General features: G+C 37.9%; 20 protein-coding genes and 2 other annotated features. Of the genes, 6 read left to right on the plus strand and 14 right to left on the minus strand.

The window, feature by feature from the left end:
- Nucleotides 1-86: 86 nt before the first annotated feature.
- From RZ78_RS06370 to RZ78_RS06395, 6 genes are all read right to left on the minus strand, one after another.
- Nucleotides 87-1,367 carry an NRAMP family divalent metal transporter gene (locus RZ78_RS06370; RefSeq protein ID WP_054608479.1) on the minus strand — a complete coding sequence of 427 codons (1,281 nt, stop codon included), beginning with the start codon at nucleotides 1,365-1,367 and terminating at the stop codon, nucleotides 87-89.
- Nucleotides 1,368-1,478: 111 nt separating this feature from the next.
- Nucleotides 1,479-2,846 carry a hypothetical protein gene (locus tag RZ78_RS07525; protein WP_155451860.1) on the minus strand — a complete coding sequence of 456 codons (1,368 nt, stop codon included), beginning with the start codon at nucleotides 2,844-2,846 and terminating at the stop codon, nucleotides 1,479-1,481.
- A gap of 76 nt (nucleotides 2,847-2,922) precedes the next feature.
- Complete coding sequence (locus RZ78_RS06380; RefSeq protein WP_054608481.1) at nucleotides 2,923-3,282, minus strand: hypothetical protein; 360 nt, start codon at nucleotides 3,280-3,282, stop codon at nucleotides 2,923-2,925.
- A 2-nt stretch (nucleotides 3,283-3,284) separates the two neighbouring features.
- Nucleotides 3,285-3,611 (minus strand): hypothetical protein, encoded by a 327-nt coding sequence (locus RZ78_RS06385; RefSeq protein WP_054608482.1) that lies wholly within the window; start codon nucleotides 3,609-3,611, stop codon nucleotides 3,285-3,287.
- Complete coding sequence (locus RZ78_RS06390; protein ID WP_054608483.1) at nucleotides 3,604-4,902, minus strand: Y-family DNA polymerase; 1,299 nt, start codon at nucleotides 4,900-4,902, stop codon at nucleotides 3,604-3,606. Before RZ78_RS06390 ends, RZ78_RS06385 begins: the two co-directional genes overlap by 8 nt.
- A gap of 99 nt (nucleotides 4,903-5,001) precedes the next feature.
- On the minus strand, nucleotides 5,002-5,241 hold the full coding sequence (locus RZ78_RS06395) for a SemiSWEET family transporter (RefSeq protein ID WP_250232887.1): 240 nt from the start codon (nucleotides 5,239-5,241) through the stop codon (nucleotides 5,002-5,004).
- 254 nt (nucleotides 5,242-5,495) lie between these two features.
- Nucleotides 5,496-5,723 (plus strand) — a binding site (T-box leader).
- Nucleotides 5,724-5,875: 152 nt separating this feature from the next.
- Here RZ78_RS06395 and brnQ (RZ78_RS06400) point away from each other — a divergent pair.
- The 4 genes from brnQ (RZ78_RS06400) to RZ78_RS06415 all read left to right on the plus strand — a co-directional run bounded on the left by brnQ (RZ78_RS06400) (nucleotide 5,876) and on the right by RZ78_RS06415 (nucleotide 10,535).
- Nucleotides 5,876-7,252 (plus strand): branched-chain amino acid transport system II carrier protein, encoded by a 1,377-nt coding sequence (gene brnQ / locus RZ78_RS06400; RefSeq protein WP_054608485.1) that lies wholly within the window; start codon nucleotides 5,876-5,878, stop codon nucleotides 7,250-7,252.
- A 95-nt stretch (nucleotides 7,253-7,347) separates the two neighbouring features.
- Complete coding sequence (locus RZ78_RS06405) at nucleotides 7,348-8,001, plus strand: hypothetical protein (RefSeq protein ID WP_054608486.1); 654 nt, start codon at nucleotides 7,348-7,350, stop codon at nucleotides 7,999-8,001.
- 55 nt (nucleotides 8,002-8,056) lie between these two features.
- Nucleotides 8,057-8,292: a binding site (T-box leader), on the plus strand.
- Between the two features lie 123 nt (nucleotides 8,293-8,415).
- The gene (brnQ, locus tag RZ78_RS06410) at nucleotides 8,416-9,798 is read left to right on the plus strand and encodes a branched-chain amino acid transport system II carrier protein (RefSeq protein WP_155451861.1); all 1,383 of its coding nucleotides are present in this window, start codon (nucleotides 8,416-8,418) and stop codon (nucleotides 9,796-9,798) included.
- 92 nt (nucleotides 9,799-9,890) lie between these two features.
- Nucleotides 9,891-10,535, plus strand: a complete 645-nt coding sequence (locus RZ78_RS06415; protein WP_054608487.1) for a hypothetical protein — start codon at nucleotides 9,891-9,893, stop codon at nucleotides 10,533-10,535.
- A gap of 54 nt (nucleotides 10,536-10,589) precedes the next feature.
- Here RZ78_RS06415 and RZ78_RS06420 read toward each other — a convergent pair whose 3' ends face one another.
- Both RZ78_RS06420 and RZ78_RS06425 read right to left on the minus strand, forming a co-directional pair.
- Nucleotides 10,590-11,201: a LemA family protein gene (locus RZ78_RS06420; RefSeq protein ID WP_051592219.1), complete on the minus strand. Its 612-nt coding sequence runs from the start codon at nucleotides 11,199-11,201 to the stop codon at nucleotides 10,590-10,592.
- A gap of 16 nt (nucleotides 11,202-11,217) precedes the next feature.
- Nucleotides 11,218-12,051 carry a TPM domain-containing protein gene (locus RZ78_RS06425; protein ID WP_054608488.1) on the minus strand — a complete coding sequence of 278 codons (834 nt, stop codon included), beginning with the start codon at nucleotides 12,049-12,051 and terminating at the stop codon, nucleotides 11,218-11,220.
- 125 nt (nucleotides 12,052-12,176) lie between these two features.
- Between RZ78_RS06425 and RZ78_RS06430 the strand changes: the two genes are divergently transcribed.
- On the plus strand, nucleotides 12,177-13,349 hold the full coding sequence (locus tag RZ78_RS06430) for a tetratricopeptide repeat protein (protein ID WP_054608489.1): 1,173 nt from the start codon (nucleotides 12,177-12,179) through the stop codon (nucleotides 13,347-13,349).
- A gap of 40 nt (nucleotides 13,350-13,389) precedes the next feature.
- On the opposite strand, the gene pnuC is transcribed toward RZ78_RS06430, so the two are convergent.
- Both pnuC and RZ78_RS06440 read right to left on the minus strand, forming a co-directional pair.
- Nucleotides 13,390-14,142, minus strand: coding sequence for a nicotinamide riboside transporter PnuC (pnuC, locus tag RZ78_RS06435; RefSeq protein ID WP_034532248.1), 753 nt, complete (start codon nucleotides 14,140-14,142; stop codon nucleotides 13,390-13,392).
- Between the two features lie 207 nt (nucleotides 14,143-14,349).
- Nucleotides 14,350-14,703, minus strand: coding sequence for a hypothetical protein (locus RZ78_RS06440; protein WP_054608490.1), 354 nt, complete (start codon nucleotides 14,701-14,703; stop codon nucleotides 14,350-14,352).
- 120 nt (nucleotides 14,704-14,823) lie between these two features.
- Between RZ78_RS06440 and RZ78_RS06445 the strand changes: the two genes are divergently transcribed.
- Nucleotides 14,824-16,194 (plus strand): class II fumarate hydratase, encoded by a 1,371-nt coding sequence (locus RZ78_RS06445; protein WP_054608491.1) that lies wholly within the window; start codon nucleotides 14,824-14,826, stop codon nucleotides 16,192-16,194.
- 44 nt (nucleotides 16,195-16,238) lie between these two features.
- On the opposite strand, the gene RZ78_RS06450 is transcribed toward RZ78_RS06445, so the two are convergent.
- The 4 genes from RZ78_RS06450 to RZ78_RS06465 form a co-directional block, all read right to left on the minus strand.
- The gene (locus tag RZ78_RS06450; protein WP_054608492.1) at nucleotides 16,239-16,940 is read right to left on the minus strand and encodes a CPBP family intramembrane glutamic endopeptidase; all 702 of its coding nucleotides are present in this window, start codon (nucleotides 16,938-16,940) and stop codon (nucleotides 16,239-16,241) included.
- Nucleotides 16,941-17,043: 103 nt separating this feature from the next.
- Nucleotides 17,044-17,841: a CPBP family intramembrane glutamic endopeptidase gene (locus tag RZ78_RS06455; RefSeq protein WP_054608493.1), complete on the minus strand. Its 798-nt coding sequence runs from the start codon at nucleotides 17,839-17,841 to the stop codon at nucleotides 17,044-17,046.
- A gap of 97 nt (nucleotides 17,842-17,938) precedes the next feature.
- Nucleotides 17,939-18,367: a DUF3021 family protein gene (locus RZ78_RS06460; RefSeq protein WP_054608494.1), complete on the minus strand. Its 429-nt coding sequence runs from the start codon at nucleotides 18,365-18,367 to the stop codon at nucleotides 17,939-17,941.
- Between the two features lie 6 nt (nucleotides 18,368-18,373).
- Nucleotides 18,374-18,829: a LytTR family DNA-binding domain-containing protein gene (locus RZ78_RS06465; RefSeq protein ID WP_054608495.1), complete on the minus strand. Its 456-nt coding sequence runs from the start codon at nucleotides 18,827-18,829 to the stop codon at nucleotides 18,374-18,376.
- Between the last annotated feature and the right edge of the window lie 12 nt (nucleotides 18,830-18,841).

The following is an 18,841-nucleotide window of genomic DNA, read 5'->3' on the forward strand; positions in this document are numbered from 1 at the left end:
TAATTAATATTCATAATTTCCGTGAACAATTATACATCAATAATTTTTGCATAATCCACTTAACTCTTAATTCTATATGCCTATAATTACAAATTCAAGACTGGAAAAATCATGTAGATACCAAAAGCCATGACAATTAATGAAAGAATAATTACGATTTTTTTGTAAATTCCCTTCATTTTGTATCGATCTGGCAACGCTTTGGTTTCAAGCATTAATAAGAAGCCAAGCACAATTGGTACCATCAAGGCGTTAATTACTTCGACTGTAATCGCAATTGAAACTAAGTCCTCGTTAAATAATACCAACAAGGCACTGATGATTAATACCAGTGAATACATTGAATAAAAACCTAAGTTGGAAAGATTAATTCGTTCGTTTAAACTGTGTTTCCAATCCAATACCTCTGTCATCCCCCATGTTCCGGCTAAAACAACAACGATGGCAGCAACCAGTGCCCCACCTAGGATACTAGATCCCATAATCGCTTTGGCGGGTGCCATTCCGATATATCTACCAATTGAGGTTACCAAGTCACCAACCGTTTCTTCGGTGGCATGAAGTTTACTATGAAAAACGGTCGCGGCAAATAATACGATGAACCCAATCATAATCCCCTGGGTAATGAATGTTCCCACCATTGTATCTGTCTGTTCCTTTTTAATCATGTGACGCTTTAGGCCCTTATCGACTACCGCACTTTGTTGGTAAAAAATCATCCATGGCATAATTACCGCACCAACGTTTGCGGCTACCAAATATACATAACCATCATCATGGATTGGAATTGATTGAATCCCCGTTATGATGGAGTCCATGTTTGGATGAACCATGAAAATTCCGATGATAAATGTTAATTCAAACAAACCAAAGATAATCCCAATCTTTTCAACGCGACGGTAACTACCTAAGAAGGCAATTAAGATGAGAACAAACGTACTTAGTGGAACGGTAATCCATTTGGAAACACCAAACAATTCACCAACTCCGGCAATCCCGATAAACTCGGTCAAAAGCGCTCCAATGGTTGAAATCATTAAGGTAATCGCCGAGACATATGCCCAGAATTTACCAAAGTATTCGCGGATTAATTCACCATGACCCTTCTTTGTGACAATTCCCAATCGAACCGTCATTTCTTGCACCATAAATAGAATTGGAATTAACAACAACTGAGGTAAAATCATGGAATAACCATAACTAGCACCGGATTGTGCCGCCGTAATTAAGCACCCTGCATCGGTATCGGCTAGCATAACAATCAACCCCGGGCCAATCACAATTAACCACTTTTTCAGCTCCAACCAGAACCGTTTCAAACGGTTGCTCGAAGTGTCGTTAATTTCTGAATCTATTCTTTCTTTCATCAATAAGTATCCTTTCAATTTATTTATCTCTCTCAACAGTCAGGGTATTCAATTGTACAAAAAAATTTTCCAATAAAAAAGGGTTGTTATTTTTCATAACAACCCCTTTATCTATTTACTTGAACTTTGATCAACGTTATCAAACAATCCATAGAATAGCTTTTGATTATCTTTTCCTAGGATTCTTGCAACATTGAAATTTTTTATATAAACACGTTTATTAATTGATTTAATATAGACAGTTTTTTCAACAATCGAATTTGGACTTTGGTTTGGATTTAGGTGAATCACATTATTTGGATTTTCCTTATATTGTTCAACCGAATCCGCTAAATTGTAGCTAGGCATGATGTAATTATTAAACTGATTACTGCCTAGGAAACCAACATTCATTCCGATAATGATGGTTAGTCCCACCGCTAGTATCGATGTCGTGAAGTAGTTGGACAAACGACTAAGTGGCTTCTTCATCATTTGGGACACAATCGTCATCATGAAGAAGATTGCCACTGCGTATGCTGGATAAGCGTATCTAGCAATGTAAATTGGTCTTACCGCCACTGAAATCGCAATTCCAGTCAAAGTGGTTAGAACAAATGTCAACAGTACAATGGTTAGTGTTGATTTAAACTTCTTTGACATATTTAGATATGCCCAAATCGTTGGATAGATTAGCAATACCATAAAGGCAATCGCATAGTATTGGCCACCATTATCGGTAAAAACATCCGCAAATAAGTTCACAAAATTATTGATAATGTTTTCGACGTTTACTGGTGGAATCCAGTAGGAAGATGACACCTGTTGGGCTTGTGCAAATGCGACAACTCCCCATGGAACAAACATCACTAAAAACACGATAATCCCTCGTAAGATGGCGTTTCCGTCGTATCGATTAAATTGAAATTTAACGAAGTATAAGAACAGCATCCATCCTGCTGCCACAGCCGCAAAGTAATGGGTATACGATGCAAACGATGCAAAGATAACCGCTAAGAAAATGTGACCAATCTTCTGCGAATTATCGTAGTGCTGCAATTGATTCAATACTAACGCTAAGAACAACGCTGCTAAAGCGTACATTCTAATCTGCGTAGAATATCTCATAATACTTGGTGCTAGGAAGAATCCCGCCCATTGAATGGCGTTGGCACCTGGAACGCCCAAGTTTTTCACCGTCTTGGATAGTGTTAAAAACGTTAAGACTGCTAATATGTATGAAAATAATCGCGCAATAATGACCTTCGTGAAGAACGAATTCGTCCAAAAAGCAGTAATGCTCAAGAAGAATCTTAATGCTATATAGTACAACGGTGGATGCACATCCATCGAATCCAGTCTGATTATATCCCCGTAATTATGTCCTACCAATGCCATCGTGAAACTTTCATCACGCCAAATTGTTGGGTGCATAAAAAATAACATGTATGCAATTGATATTAAAAATAGACCCAATGTAAGTTTGGCCTTCTTGTTCATCAGACAATCACACCTCTTTATTTATTACTACTAATTATATCAGAGCTGAGAAGGTGTGTCTTTTTTTGCCACATAATTATTGCACAATCAAAATCTGTTGGATGGATAATACCATTTCACCATCTTCAGTCATAATTGTAACCTGGCTAGGTTGTAGGTTCATTACAAGTCCGTTTATTACGCTCTTGTTCCCATCATCATTAACATAGGTGATCTCTGTTTTAGCATGGCCTTCTCCCTTATGTTCCAATTCCTCGTGAACACTTTGAAAATCCATATACATAAAGCTATCATCAAAGGCTTCCTTGTGCTCTTTTCTAAGAGCACTGACGTGATCAGAAAGCATAAATCCTTGCCACTTTAGCATCCCTCTGTCGTGATAGTAATAGTCAAAGAAGTTTTGCACTGTATTGTCGTCAATGTGGTGATTTAACAACTTTATCCGACCTTTCTTTTGGGACGTTGAATGTAGGAATTACGACTGTCCCATTTAATGCCTTCGAATCCAGTGAACACGATGGTTAACTTTAGGTCCTTTTCGATTAGGTTTAAGATTTCCTCCAAGTCAGCAATCCAAGTACTTTCCACGTGGTGCAATGGTGTTACTCGCGTGATGTGACCTGGTTTGTATCTAATCATGTAGAAATTAAATTGATGGTCGTAATGATCAAAAACGACCTTAATTCTGTATTGGACATTATATTCACGCTTAAATAATGGTTCTGCTCTATCTAGTATTAATTTTGCTGTTTGTTGATTAGTCATATGCATTTCCTCCATTGTGACCACCTACTAATCCGGAACGTTTTAACATTGTGCCGCCCTTTTCTAGACTGTGACCTTTAAAGATGGCAGTGGCGCCAAACTTGTCCCTGATTTCATCTGCTACTTTATCGACTTTTGATTTCTTAATTTGCACCTCTGGATCGGCAAAAATGTCTAATTGTTGAGCATTACTACTGCTTAATCTGGTATATGAGACACCGACATTTCTGACCCTTTCGCCGTGCCAATACTTATGGAATAAATCCATGACTGCTCCAACCAATTCACGGTTATCCGAAGTCGTGGTAATTTTTTGTTCGTGTGAAATGCTGGTTCGATCGCTGCCTTCACTTTCCGCGTACGAAAAGCCGAGGTAAAGATGAACACAGCTGGTTTGTTTCTTTCTGTGGCGTAAACGAGATGCCACTTGTTCGGCGATTTCAGTAATAACGACTTCTAGTTCGTGTTGGTCCTTGTAGTCCCTTGGTAGTACCTGGGAATTGGATAAGCCCTTATCCTTGATTGGCACTTTTTGGTCTAATTGAGCACGGTCAATTCCCCACGCAATCGCAAAAAGTTGGTATCCCATCACACCTAAGTGCGTCTTTAATTGATATGGATCTGTTCTCGCCAGTTCACCTAGGTTATGAATCCCTAGTTTGGCTAAGTTTTCAGCGGTATGTTTACCAATACTCCAAATCTTATCGATGGGTTCAATTGGCCAAACATTCTTGGCAAAAGTGTCATAGCTTAATTGGCCGACTAGGTCCTTATTGTGTTTAGCAAACAAGTCCAACGCTAGCTTGGCTTGCACTGGATTGTCACCAATTCCAACTGTCGTGTATAGACCAAGGCGTTGTCTGACCGTCTTTTGAATTTTTCTGGCTACTTGGGCAGGACTATCGCCGAATAATTGCCATGTGTGGGTCAAATCCAAGATGGTCTCGTCGATTGAGTATGGAAAACATTGTTCTTCATCGGCGAACTCATGGAAAATTTTATTGATTGCCAAGTTCTTTTGAATGTACAAATTCATCCTTGGAGGAACCACAATTAATGAATCATCCCAAGGCAAATCACGCTTTCTAGTCACGTTCGTAATGTGGAATCGTCTCTTAGCTGTCGGAGACGATGCTAAGATTAATCCACCGTTGGTATTGTCTTGATCAGACATCACCACTAAGCTAGCCGTCAGTGGATTCAAACCTAATTGAACGCACTCAACACTGGCATAAAACGACTTATTATCAATGACCATAAAGACCCCTTTGGGTTCATTTGAATAATCCATGTTGGGTTCCTCCTTTCAGTAAAATATATTATACGAACAAATGTTCTTTTTTGCAAACAAAAAAACAGACCGTTTTACGATCTGTCGTCATAAGCCTTTTTAATGAATAAACACTGTAACAAGTGTTATTAAACCAAAAATAACTCCCGGAACATTTGAAATAATTAAAGGCCAATCTTTGTAGGTCTTAAACCAACCATATAGGGTCCACAAGGTAGCGTTAATAGTGGCCACGAATGGTTGGATTGGGCTAACTGGGTTACCAGAAAAGTTTTGCATAATTTCTGGAATGTAAGCAATGTACATTAGTGATGAAGTAAAGATAGCCACTTTACTCATAATTTTTAGATTACGAATTCGTTTGTCAGAAACTTCTCTTCGTTGATTTTTTGGAACATAATTATCAATCTTCATTGTATATATCTCCTCTATGCATACTGAAAAATTGACAGCTATTATTTGGTTTATAGTATATTAATATTATATCACTGTCGTTTCAAGAGGTTTATTAAGAAAAGTATAAAATTGGTTAAGCTTCTTTACCAATTTTATTTGACTTTTTTCTAATCCAGTTTTAATATAATGACAAATAAACGATTGCGATGAGAAAGTTGAGTAATAACTGACATCAACCAAAGCGAGCTTCGTCTGGTGAAAGGAAGCGTTGATCAGGTTACGAAAATCCCTTTCGAGCGATGTACTGAACAAAAAGTAAAGTGCATGGGGAGCGCCCCTTACAGCGTCAGCGTATGTTAGTACGTCAAGGTAGCTTTTTTAAGCTACGAATGTAAGGTGGTACCGTGTCGAATGACGCCCTTAGTCTAATTGTAAAGTTAGATTAAGGGCGTTTTTTTGTGCCCCGCAATCAGTTAATTAATACATAAAAAAGGAGATGATGGCATGGATAGTCCGATTGACATTTTACACATAGTGATTCAATTCAAACACATACAATTTTTAAAGGAGATTTATTATGGAAGACTTAAACAAAAAGCCATTATCAGTAAAACAATATTTAGTCGTCAGTTCACTGTTATTCGCACTATTCTTTGGTGCTGGTAACTTAATTTTCCCACTTCACTTAGGCCAACTAGCTGGTGCTCATTGGTTCACCGCCATGCTTGGTTTCTTATGTACAGGAGTGGTATTACCCTTACTATCAGTTCTAGCCATCAGTGTGACTCGTTCAAAGGGTGTCTATGACATTGGAACCCCACTGGGATCAACATTTGCATTGGTATTCATGGTATTAATCCACGCTACCATCGGACCTTTATTTGGTACCCCTCGTACCGCTACCGTTCCTTTTGCAGTCGGTGTTCAACCATTACTACCAAGTAACTTTATGCACTATGGTTTGCTAGTATTCTCATTTCTATTCTTTCTAGCCGCATTCCTTCTTTCATACAAGGAATCATCAATCATGGCTAGTGTTGGTAAACTATTGAACCCTATCTTTTTAGTATTACTATTCGTAGTATTCTTCTTGGCATTTCTACATCCAATGAGCTCAGCAGGTAGCCAACCGGTCACCGCAGCTTATCAAAGTGGATCATTCTTCAATGGTTTCTTGGAAGGTTACAACACCATGGATGCCCTAGCCGGACTTGCCTTTGGTGTTACTGTCGTAACCGCCGTTAACCAACTTGGTAAGACTAACCCACTTAGCAACGCCAAAGTAACTGCCAAAGCCGGTTTCCTAGCCGAAGCACTAGTCGGATTAATCTACGTTGTCCTAATCTGGTTGGGTGCCACTACCCTAGGTCATTTCAAGGCATCAGCAGATGGTGGTGTTGCCTTTAACCAATTAATGACTTACTACCTAGGTGCAACTGGACACGCACTACTAGCCACACTACTAACCCTTACATGTCTAACTACTGCGATGGGATTAGTTGCCGCATTCGCCCAAGATTTCCACAAACATTTCCCAGCATTAAGCTACGTTCAATGGTTAGGACTAATGTGTGCCGCATCATTTCTAACTGCTAACTTTGGACTAGATACCATCATCCAATGGTCAACTCCAATGCTAATGTTTTTATACCCATTCGCAATGGTATTAATCCTACTATCAGTATTCTCACCACTATTCAAACGTGATTCAGTCGTCTACTTCTGGGTCGTATTATTAACCACTGTGCCAGCATTGATGGACATGCTAGCATCATTTCCACCAGTCGTATCACAAAGTGCATTTGCCAAAATGGTCGGAAACTTCCAACAAAGTTATCTTCCATTGGCATCAATCGGAATGGATTGGGTACCATTTGCGGTCGTAGGTTTACTACTTGGCCTAATGTGTCACTGGTACAAAAATAAAAAATATTTACAAACCGTTACAGACTAACGTTTAAACAAACAATCAGAGTTGAGCGAAATGTTCAACTCTTTTTTTATTGTTCAAGAGTGATAACATACTTAAGTAAGAAAGGAAGTGCTATTTTGAACAGTAAAAAAGTAATCATTTCTGTTATATCAATTGTTGCTGTTTTAATCCTAGGAACAGTGGCGTTTGCATCCGTTAAACATAACGATCAAACCCATAATACTGCTGAATCAAGCAGCTCAAAGGCAACAAGTTCTACTGTATCAACTAGCAGTAGTTCATCTTCTATGTCATCTAGTTCAAGCAGCAAAAAAGAAACTGCTAAGAAAAAAGAACAACCAAAGCAATACTCTATTCCAATTCCTGCTAGTCCAATCTACAAACCAATCACCCATGATTTCTACGGTGACTGGTACTACGGTAATCAAGCCAAGATTCAAGTCGGCGACTACATCTTTAGAGGTGATCATCCAACCGACCCAGTATCTGGTCCAGGTCCATTGGTAATGGAAAGATACCGTACAACTAACGCCGTGTACATCAGATCATTATATGAAATCAACACATACTGGCCTGCTACACTTAAGGTTAATGGTGATGAAAGTTATAATGTCATGGTCACAAGTAACGCCGACAAGTTCACTGATTTCAAGATCTACACATCGGTTCCTACCAAGCAACCAATTAAGGAATACGTCTTTAAACAAAGTCATCCTGAATTAGTAGACAAGAAATTCATTTCTACCGATGAACTAGATTCTCTAAAATAAAATTTGACTTTCATAAATTTTGCTGATATATTTTTTATATTCAATAAATCAGTTTAAAAAAGCGATGAAAAAGCAGAGTAACAATTCGGCTAGTTCAAGAGAGTTCCTACTTTCTGGAAACGGGATAACTACTAAATTGCGAAAGTATCTTTGGAGCTATATACCGAAATCCGTTGGAGAGTAACGTATATTGGGTACACCCATTACAGTGTTAGCGTATGTTAGTACGTGAAGTGGCTAGACTATTTGTCTAGCAATTAAAGGTGGTACCGTGCACAAAGCACCCTTGGTTCAATACGAGCTAAGGGTGCTTTTTTATTGCTTTAAAAAAAGGAGATGATGGTTATGAAAAACGTTGTGAGTAGTTAGCACATATAACAAATCAAGAACACAATTATTAAAGGAGCGCTTATTATGCAAGACGAAATCAAAGACATTAATACAAAACCATTGTCAATCAAACAATATCTAATCATCGGTTCAATGCTATTCGCACTATTCTTCGGTGCGGGTAACCTAATCTTCCCAATTCACTTGGGTCAATTATCAGGTGCCAACTGGGTACCTGCCATGCTAGGTTTTCTAGCTTCTGGGGTATTATTACCACTACTTTCAGTTCTATCAATCAGTATCTCTCGTGCCAAGGGAGTATACGACATTGCCAAACCACTGGGACCAGTATTTGCAATCATTTTCTTGGTATTAGTTCATTCAACATTGGGACCATTGTTTGCCACACCTAGAACTGCCAGCGTTAACTTCACAGTTGGGATTCAACCATTCATCCCTGATCACTACATCAAACTAGCAATGTTTATCTTCACCGCACTATTCTTCATTGCTACATTCTATCTATCATATCGAACATCAAGTATCATCGATAACCTAGGTAAGATTTTAAACCCATTATTCTTGGCACTATTGTTCCTAGCCTTCTTATTGGCATTCTTACATCCAATGGGTGCTGCTTCAGCACAACCAGTTACCCAAGCTTACCAACACCAATCATTCTTCAATGGTTTCTTGCAGGGTTACAACACCATGGATGCATTGGCAGGATTAGCCTTTGGGGTTACCGTTGTTTCCGCTGTTAACCAACTAGGAAAGACATCTCCTAAGTCAAATGCAAAGGTAACTGCCAGAGCCGGTCTAATCTCCGAAGCATTGGTTGGAATCATCTACATCATCCTAATCTGGATTGGTGCCACTTCATTGAACCTATTCAAGATTAGTACCGATGACGGTGGAACTACTTTCAACCAATTCATGGGTCACTACTTAGGAATTACCGGCCACGCCTTACTAGCAACATTGATGACTCTAACCTGTGTTACCACAGCCGTAGGACTTGTTGCTGCGTTCGCCCAAGATTTCCACGAACACTTCCCTCGTTTCTCATACCACCAATGGTTAGCATTTAACTGCTTCGTATCATTTATCATTGCAAACGAAGGTCTATCACTTATCATCACTTGGTCAACTCCAGTATTGATGTTCCTATATCCATTTGCGATTGTATTAATCATCCTAGCATTATGCTCACCACTATTTAACAAGGATAGAAACGTTTACCTATTCACCATTATCTTTACTCTAATCCCAGCATTCTTCGATATGTTGGCAGCCTTTCCACCAGTTATCTCAAACATCTATTTCATCCGTGCATTAATCAATGCGGAACAAAAGATTTTACCGTTTGCCTCAATTGGTATGGACTGGGTAATTCCAGCTATCGTTGGTGCCATCATCGGATTAATCATATACAAGACTTCCGGTCATAAGGAAGCCAAAATTTAATAAAAACTTAACGGCTATCCATTGGGGGTAGCCGTTTTATTTGTGTTGAAAAGTGCTAAAATAAAGTTGTATAAATTACGTGGAGGCGCAATATGAAAAAATTATCAATTATTGGATTTGCTTTATTAGCAGTTGTAACACTTAGCGCATGTTCAAATTCCAAGACCAAGCAAGAAGCGGATCAATCAACTAAACCCACTAAGTACGTTAAATTAATAAACGAAAACAACCAAACTAAACTGGTCACTAAAAAAGGTAGCATTACTTTCTACAAGACCTATCGTGGTACTAGCTACGATAACAATGGTAAGAAACGTTTCGACATGGTTCTATACAGTTTCAAAGCCACTAACAATTCAGATAAGATGTTAACCGCTGGCCAAATCGTAAACAACACTAAACTACTAGCTTCAGCCAAGGTTGATGGTAAGGACAAGAAGCTAGATCAACCACTTGCCTACTCATCTGCTTACACCAACAAGAATGCCAATGAACAAGCCAAATTGAATCGCTATGAACAAAGTTGGGAAAACGAACCAATTCGCCCACATCAAACAATTATCATAACTAGTCCAGATGCCTTTCAATTGGTCGATAAAGGTAACAACGAAGATATGCTGGTAGTTACTCAAGACAACTACACTAAGAAATCCGTTATCAGTCAAAAGCACAACAAACTATCACTATCACAAATTCACGCTAAGAAAGTTAATAAAGCTATCGACATCGTGAAGTAATAAAAAAACGTTGAGAAATTAATCTCAACGTTTTTTATTTTTGCGTATATATAATTAGAAGTTAACTGATGGTGCGTTTTGAGCGTTTGAATCAGCTGTGAAGTAGTTAACCTTCTTGTGACCAGTCATTCCAGCAACAATTGAACCTGGGAACTTAACAATCTTGTCATTGTAAGCCCTAGCTGCTTGGTTGTATCTGTTTCTTTCAACACTGATACGGTTTTCACTACCTTCTAGTTGAACCATTAATGTTTGCATGTTTGAGTTAGATGCAAGGTTTGGATATGCTTCCTTGATTGATCCAACCAAGATGTTCAATGAACGTTCTTGAGTATTCAAGGCGTTTACCTTATCGGAAGTTGAACTGGCATTATTGTATTGGTTCTTGGCGTTGTAGTATTGAGTACGCGCCTTAGTAATATCGCTGTATACTGATTTTTCTTGTTTTTGTTGACCCTTAACGGCGTTAACCAAGTTAGGGATTAAATCAGCACGACGTTGTAGGACTGTTTGGACTTGACCTAATTGTTCTTCAACGCCTTGTTCACTGGTAGCCATGCTGTTAGCAGACTTGATGAAGCCACCAATTAAAGCAAATAATAAAACGACAACAACTGCTAGTGAAATGAACCAGCCTTTTTTATAAAATGGTTTATTTTCAATCATAATTTATCTCCTTAATTTAAATTGAGGAACCTCCGCCCCCAAAGTTTCCGCCGCCTCCAGACGAGCTAAATCCACCTGATGAACCACCTCTGGAGTTACCTAATCCGCCAAGCAATGCTCCTAATAAGAAGGTATCTCCGGAATCATAGCGACCACCGCCACCACCATTTCGGTGGTTATCGTCGTCATCACCATTACTTTTTATCACCCAGATGGCAGTTCCGATAATAACTAAAATAACTATCACCAATAATATTCCAGCCAATTTATTATTATGGTTTTGTGATACTTCTGCTTTGGCTTCATTTAAAGATTTATTAGCATAACGTTTATCCAAAATTGATGCAACTTGGTTAAAAGTATTTTGTAGACCTTGATTAATCTCATCATTATTATTGGACTTTAATAATGATTTATTGGCCTGTAAAATCTGATTGGTAGTAGCATCGGGTAGGATGTCTTCTACCCCGTATCCGGTGGAGATACGGACATTGTTCTTACCACCGTTTTGGGCAAATAGGATTAATACCCCATTATCCAAACCTTTCTTACCAAACTTCCATCTAGCATTATCTAGCAAGCTATCTGAATAGCCATCGATATCCTGATCCCCGGTACTTTTCACGGTCATCACGACAATTTGAGGCTGTGTTTTAGTTTTTTGATATTCTTTTTCTTTATTAATTACCAATTGTTTTGTCTTATCAGTCAATATATTGGCATAATCATCAACAACATACTCTTTGGTAGGTGTTGGATTGGTGCTTTCCGCGTGGGTTGTAATTGGCACAAACCACATTAAAGCAACCAATGGCAAGACAATCGAAGCCAGCCATTTCAGTCTTTTCAATCTATCTCCTCGCTTTCCCCTTCTGATTAGCTTCAATATTACATAAATCCATATTAATAGTAAAGTTTTTTATTTTCGCAAAAATGATTATAATAGATATATAAATTCAAGTCAGGAGTTTTCAAATGGACGCTATTGAATTGGGAAAAGATAAAGCCCAACAATTAAATAAATTCATCGAATTAGCTACACAATGTATCGATGACAATAAAGGAGACGACGCCATTTCTTTACTAAGCTCTGCTATCTCACAATACCCAGCAGGGGTTATGACTACTGAAGAAATCGAAGGAAAAATTCCAAGTCGTTCTGAAATTTTAACTAAACTAGGAATTATTTTTACAGAATCCGGCTCATCATTAGATCCAACCGGAGTACATCTATTTCAACAAGCAATCTTATACGATAGCAAGTACGTGGCTGCCAACTATTACTTAGGTAAAATCCTAATGAATAACGGCAACATTGCCGAAGCAAACGAACTAATGGAACGCGCCTTGAACAACAGTGTTGAAGGCGATCGTTTCTATGGTCCAGCTCAAAAGGCAATCGAAGAAATGACCGATATGACTGACAGCAAGGATCCAATCTTTGCTACCGACTACCTTATCGGTCAATCAATGTCACACGCTCTAATCGATAGTCCCATCGGAACATTCAAGAAGATGAGCTTTGACAAGATTGAAAACAAATACGATGCCAATGTTCAAATGTTTCCAACCGATGCCACTACCGAAAAGCTAAACGGCATTCGTGAATTCAACTCTAACCACGGGTTTGAACAAACCAGCTTCGAAGAGTTCCTACCAGCCCACCTACCATTGTTCGAAGAACACAATCATCTTTCATTAATGCTAGGCGAAGGGTATACCCTAATCGACATGGGAGCGGAAATTTATGACGTTTGTGGTCTAAACATCGAACCTCAATTGACGTTTACATTCTACAAACTAATTAATAATGAAACAAACTGCTACTCATACCTATTATTAGCCGGTAAGAGTCCATTGGAATTAAAGGATCGACAACTAAGCGTAGACGAAAAATTTGAATACGACACCCGTATTTTTGACGTCTACAAAAATAAAATTTTCTTTGATTCGGACAATATGATTAAGTTCTCTCTTGCACTAGCCAAGGACTATTTCAATGATGATATTACATTGGATAACATCAAAAACAAGTCCATCAACGGTGTTAAGGATGAAACATTTAACCAATTACTAGAAATTCATGATGACTTCAACATCAACGATTCACGTGTTCGAATCATCATTGATACAGATATCAAAGCATAATAAAAAAGCTACCAATAATTGGTAGCTTTTTTTGTGATTATTAAGCGTCAGCTTCCACTTTTTCAGCGTAAGCTTGTTCTTCCTTCATTAAACGTTTCTTTTCGCGTTCGTTGAACCATGGAGAAACAGTGAAGGCTAGGATATCGTTAGCAACGTAAATTGCTGAGTTAACAAACATCGCAAGAGTTGCTGATCCTTCTCTGAATGTGATGAACCATAGAACGACTTGGGCTAGACCTGAAGCTAACCACCAGAAGTATTGGTTGTTGTAACGTAGGAAACAGATGATTCCGGCAGTTAAACAAACAGCAAAACTAAAGGCATCGTAGAATGGACGTGGTTCATTAGTAAGTGCTTTGATTGCGAAACCAGAAATTAGGTAAACCGCTAGAGTGAAGATAATTGAAATTGCCCAACTCTTAGCAGTGAACTTTCTAATCTTAGAAACCATGTTAACGTTCCAGTCTGTACTCAATAGAACTGGAATATCTAGTGTAATAACGTATGCTAATTGTTCACCGATACTTAAGTAGTTCTTTGCTGAGAAACCAACAATGATGAAACAAATTGCTGATAGAATTCCCAACACCCCGTTAACTGACTTAGCAGCGTTAATTGCAAGGACACATAGTACCCCTAAGGTAGTACCGATGAAAGTTAAAATTGAAAGCCATGTAATTGGTGCATTTACCAATGTCATAACTTGAGCACCTAAACTAAAGAAGAATAAGTAGTAATTTTGTTGTGGCCAACCCTTTAGTTGGTGGGCCAAAAATTTAAAATAAGCTGACACAATGAAAACCCCTATCTCTATATTTGGAACCTAAAATATGTATGCATACAATATATAGTGTTCTTTCTTAAAAACAACACTATATATACTACCATGCTCAATATTTTTTGCAAGGGTCTCAAAAGTCGAGATAGGGGTCAAATTACCGAAATTACAGTAATAATTAAATATTAAATTTTTTATTTTTATTTTTGAAACTATCTGTGGTTATTTTGCGTCAATTACGACAGAACCAGCTAGTGTGCTGATCAACATAAACACAATAATTCCGACCGCGGAATCGTCAAATAGTTTTACTGACAGAATCACTGAAATTAATAGCACCAAAAAGAAGATGATTGATTCTAACAATTGGTTACTTGATTGCTTTTGCACGTGGAAAAGAAAATAAACCACCCTGTTAGCCCTGTTAAACAAGACTACCAAGAAGTATACCAATAGTAATAACAATCCAGTCAGAAACCAGTTAAATTTAAGCAATTCTGACACCAAAACTACGATGGATAACGGCATCCATAAGACAAGTAGTTCAGCGATAAAAAATCTTAAGTCTATATGCATGATATATTGCTACTCCTACATAATATGTATATTCTATTGTATCATTTGGATAATGTTTTCGGTAGTAAGAGCTAAGGAAAATGGCTATAATTATCGTATATTCTAATAAAAGGACTTGATATGATGGAATTTCGCATTGAACACGATTCATTAGGTGAGGTCAAAGTACCTAAAGACGCTTTATTTGGCCCCCAAACGCAACGTAGTCTACATAATTTTAACATTGGTCGCACCATGCCAATGGAAGTCATCTATGCACTTTTGAAGATTAAAAAAGCCGTCGCTTTTGTTAACCACAATAATCAAACACTAGATGATAAAAAGTATTTCGCCATCAACGAAGCAATCGACAAACTAATCGATGGCGACTATAAGGATGCCTTTCCACTTCACGTTTATCAAACCGGGAGCGGAACCCAAACCAACATGAACGTCAACGAAGTAGTCGCAAACCTTGCCAACAAACTACACCCAGACGCCCACGTTCATCCAAATGATCACGTCAACCAATCACAAAGCTCAAATGACACTTTCCCTACCGCCATGATGATGGCAGCATATCAAGCCACCAACAGTGTCATTAAGACCGTTGAAAACCTAATCGCATCGTTTGATAAGAAACAAAATGAGTTCGCATCAATCATCAAGATTGGTCGTACTCACTTACAAGATGCCACTCCTATCACAGTCGGCCAAGAAATCAGTGGTTGGAAATCAACACTTGAACACGACGTTGTCACTTTAAACGCCATCAAACAATCACTACTAGAATTACCAATCGGTGGCACCGCCGTCGGAACTGGTCTAAACACCAAAAATGGTTTTGACCAAGACGTCGTCGATACCATTAATCACAACGAAAACACCAACTACAAAGTGGCAGAAAACAAGTTCCATGGTCTAGCCGACCATTCCGAAATCACTTCGGTTCACGGTATTTTTAAGACCTTGGCATCCGATTTAATCAAGATTGGAAACGATATCCGTTTTCTTTCTTCCGGACCTCGTGCTGGATACAACGAACTATCAATTCCAAGTAACGAACCGGGATCATCAATCATGCCTGGTAAGGTCAACCCTACTCAGATTGAAGCATTGACGATGGTTTCCGCAAAAGTATTTGGAAACGACGCTACCATTACCTTTGCTAATAGCCAAGGAAACTTCGAAATGAACGTTTACAAACCAATCATCATCGATAGTTTCTTGGAAAGTACCGAATTGTTGAATGAATCAATTAAGTCATTCACCGAAAAATTAGTTGATGGTTTAACAGTAAACGTCGATCGTATCAACGAACTATTGAATAATTCATTGATGCTAGTGACTGCCTTAAGCCCTCACATTGGTTATGAAAAGAGCGCCAAAATCGCCCAATGGGCTGAACAAAATAACACCACCCTAAAGGAATCCGCTCAACATTTCGATATTGATGAAAAAGATTTCGACAAGTGGGTCAACGTTTCAAATATGACTCACCCAAACAAATAATTGAATGTACACAAAAAGCAATGCCAGAATGAGGCATTGCTTTTTTAGTGATAATAATAACCAACAATCGATATCGTCACAGCATTTAATACTATGTGCATCAAAATTGCGGCCCTAACGTTTCTAGTCTGGTTATATAACCAGGCCATCCAAAAACCATACTGGGCAAAGAAGATAAACGAGAATAGATTATGATATCTCATATGGAATAATCCATAGAATAATGCGGAAACAATCTCACCTAACCATCGCCACTTATCGGAAAACGCCACGTCTAGAATGTAGGCTCTAAATACCAGTTCTTCTAGAATTGGTGACAAGAAGACGAACCCAATCACTAATAGAATTAACGACCACGTATTATCATACAGATCTCTAGGAAAGTGGATTGCTTCAATTTGGAATCTATTTTGGAAGAAAATATCGAACATGTAAATATAAGCCTGGGCAATTAAAAATGCCATCACAGTTGCGAAAGCTGTTAGTTGATAGTCCTTTAGACTTAGTACCTTAAATATATTCCCGTTACCGTATCGTCTGTACGCGTAAACCGCGAAGTTTAGCATAATGATGTAGGCACCAAAGAATTCAATAGTTAAAGCCACATTATTAACGTTGGCCTGATTAGATTGAATATATTGAACAGGAATAAACTGAATTGAACTAGCAACCATGCAGATTAGGCAAAAACCGATGAAACCACGTTTTAAGAGGTGGTCCGATCTCCAAGTGTCACTGTTACGCACCGTTCATCCTTCTTTCTAGATGTTATCAATGAAAACCATTTTTAAACTCTTAATTTTTATACTCTTATATAATACTCAAGACGTATTTTACCATTGAACGGTGCTATAATTTCTTAAGTTTTGGTAAAATTTTGTTGTCAGATGACTTGTAATTAATGATTGAGAGTGCCACGATTGAATATATCAATACATACATAGATAGCCCCCACCATTGGTTAGTTTGGACACTTGTATAATTGGTTGCTGACATTCCCTTAATCAATGTCACCAAGAAATCATAAATAAAGTGAAGCGCCATTGGAACGATGATGGTCCCACTCTTAATGTATACGGCACCCAATAGCATTCCTAATGCGGCTGCATTGACCACTTGAAGAGAAGTAAAACCAAATGATTGGCTGGTAAGGTTAATGTAGTGGAAACCACCAAAAATTAGCGCAGAGATAACCAAACTGGTAATGATTCTCCATTGATCAGTTGATTTTCTCGTCATTAGTTTTAATACAAATGCTAGAATGATTCCTCTAAACATCAATTCTTCAGGCAATGCCGCAATGGTGCCGACGTCTAATGCAATCCAGAAGTTCTTATGCGTAAAACATGTAAGTACGATGGTAAAGCAGATAACTAGAAATACTAGCCACCCCACCTTGGTCTCACTGGGTTTGAAGAATATCTTTTGTTTGATAATCCAGTAGTTCAATAAACAAATTACCAAAATTGACACAATCTTGTAGATGTTTAAGTAAGTGTAGAAGTGTTCGACTGGATTGAAGGCAAATAGATGGAACACAAATTTATAAACATGTGGCATCACGTAATCATCGATTAACAATTCTGCAATCAAGATGATTGGAATTAAGATCCATTTCCAATTATCCTTAATCTTTTGGTTTAACATTTAATCACATCCGTTAAATTAATTATAGGTTCATTCTATCATACTAAGTTAAAACAAAATAAAAGCAGCCATTATCGGCTGCTTTTTTAAGCTCTTCTTAATTATTTTTTTGGTTCATTTTTTGTTTACGTTTAGTGATTTCATCATTAATTTCTCTAGTAGAACGATGAAACATAGCGATGCTACTGCTACAAATAATCACATAAATGACTATGAATTCAACGGTAAAGGTGGTAAAGATGTTTGGATTCCAAAAATCAAAATATGGTGTAATTACGAGATTCAATGCGACAACAATCATGTATGATAAAGCACCATGAATGACAAATTCCCATACAATACCGATTCTTTCACTCTTAAATATCACACTCAGTAATCCGATTAATCCACTTGCGAATAAAAAGATTAACCTATCAGATATGTTATAGGAACTGCTATTAAAGTATAATCCGGTAACTACATATAAAAATGATCCATACAACATCCCCATAAAGAAACGCTTAAATAGATTCCAAAATAAGTTCATAATTTCTCACATCCTTAGACTTTTCTTCAAACCAGGTAAATACTTACGACTAACATTTAACTTTAAATCATTAGTTAAAAATGCCGTCATGTTTCCCGAAAATGCTGTTTCCATATAATCTAAGTGATCAATATTGATAATCGCGGATTTACTGATTTGAATAAAGTGATGTTTTTTCAATTTTTCATACATATCTTTTAAAGTCCCAGTGGTGACAAACTGTTCCTCAGTGGTGTAGATATTCAATTCATTTTGATAGACCTCAATGCCGACAATATCATCAACAGCAATCATCTGAACACGGTCGTTAGTATTAACTGGAAGCCAATTATCATTTTCATTCGATGCATCCTTTAGCATCGATAATAAGTCAATGACTTCAGGGGTTAGTTCTTTGGCACTGACCAACACGTTGATTTCGTCATCGTTCAATCGACCATCCTTATTAAAATCAATCTTCAATCTACCCACCTC

Origin of the sequence: Apilactobacillus kunkeei (assembly GCF_001308195.1) — a bacterium.
GTDB lineage: Bacteria > Bacillota > Bacilli > Lactobacillales > Lactobacillaceae > Apilactobacillus > Apilactobacillus kunkeei_C.

Bases quoted from the DNA above. Each gene is read 5' to 3' on its own strand.
- RZ78_RS06370 (WP_054608479.1), bottom strand. From the start codon at position 1,367: ATGAAAGAAAGAATAGATTCAGAAATTAACGACACTTCGAGCAACCGT.
- RZ78_RS07525 (WP_155451860.1), bottom strand. From the start codon at position 2,846: ATGAACAAGAAGGCCAAACTTACATTGGGTCTATTTTTAATATCAATT.
- RZ78_RS06385 (WP_054608482.1), bottom strand. From the start codon at position 3,611: ATGACTAATCAACAAACAGCAAAATTAATACTAGATAGAGCAGAACCA.
- RZ78_RS06390 (WP_054608483.1), bottom strand. From the start codon at position 4,902: ATGGATTATTCAAATGAACCCAAAGGGGTCTTTATGGTCATTGATAAT.
- RZ78_RS06395 (WP_250232887.1), bottom strand. From the start codon at position 5,241: ATGAGTAAAGTGGCTATCTTTACTTCATCACTAATGTACATTGCTTAC.
- brnQ (WP_054608485.1), top strand. From the start codon at position 5,876: ATGGAAGACTTAAACAAAAAGCCATTATCAGTAAAACAATATTTAGTC.
- brnQ (WP_155451861.1), top strand. From the start codon at position 8,416: ATGCAAGACGAAATCAAAGACATTAATACAAAACCATTGTCAATCAAA.
- RZ78_RS06415 (WP_054608487.1), top strand. From the start codon at position 9,891: ATGAAAAAATTATCAATTATTGGATTTGCTTTATTAGCAGTTGTAACA.
- RZ78_RS06420 (WP_051592219.1), bottom strand. From the start codon at position 11,201: ATGATTGAAAATAAACCATTTTATAAAAAAGGCTGGTTCATTTCACTA.
- RZ78_RS06430 (WP_054608489.1), top strand. From the start codon at position 12,177: ATGGACGCTATTGAATTGGGAAAAGATAAAGCCCAACAATTAAATAAA.
- RZ78_RS06440 (WP_054608490.1), bottom strand. From the start codon at position 14,703: ATGCATATAGACTTAAGATTTTTTATCGCTGAACTACTTGTCTTATGG.
- RZ78_RS06445 (WP_054608491.1), top strand. From the start codon at position 14,824: ATGATGGAATTTCGCATTGAACACGATTCATTAGGTGAGGTCAAAGTA.
- RZ78_RS06455 (WP_054608493.1), bottom strand. From the start codon at position 17,841: ATGTTAAACCAAAAGATTAAGGATAATTGGAAATGGATCTTAATTCCA.
- RZ78_RS06460 (WP_054608494.1), bottom strand. From the start codon at position 18,367: ATGAACTTATTTTGGAATCTATTTAAGCGTTTCTTTATGGGGATGTTG.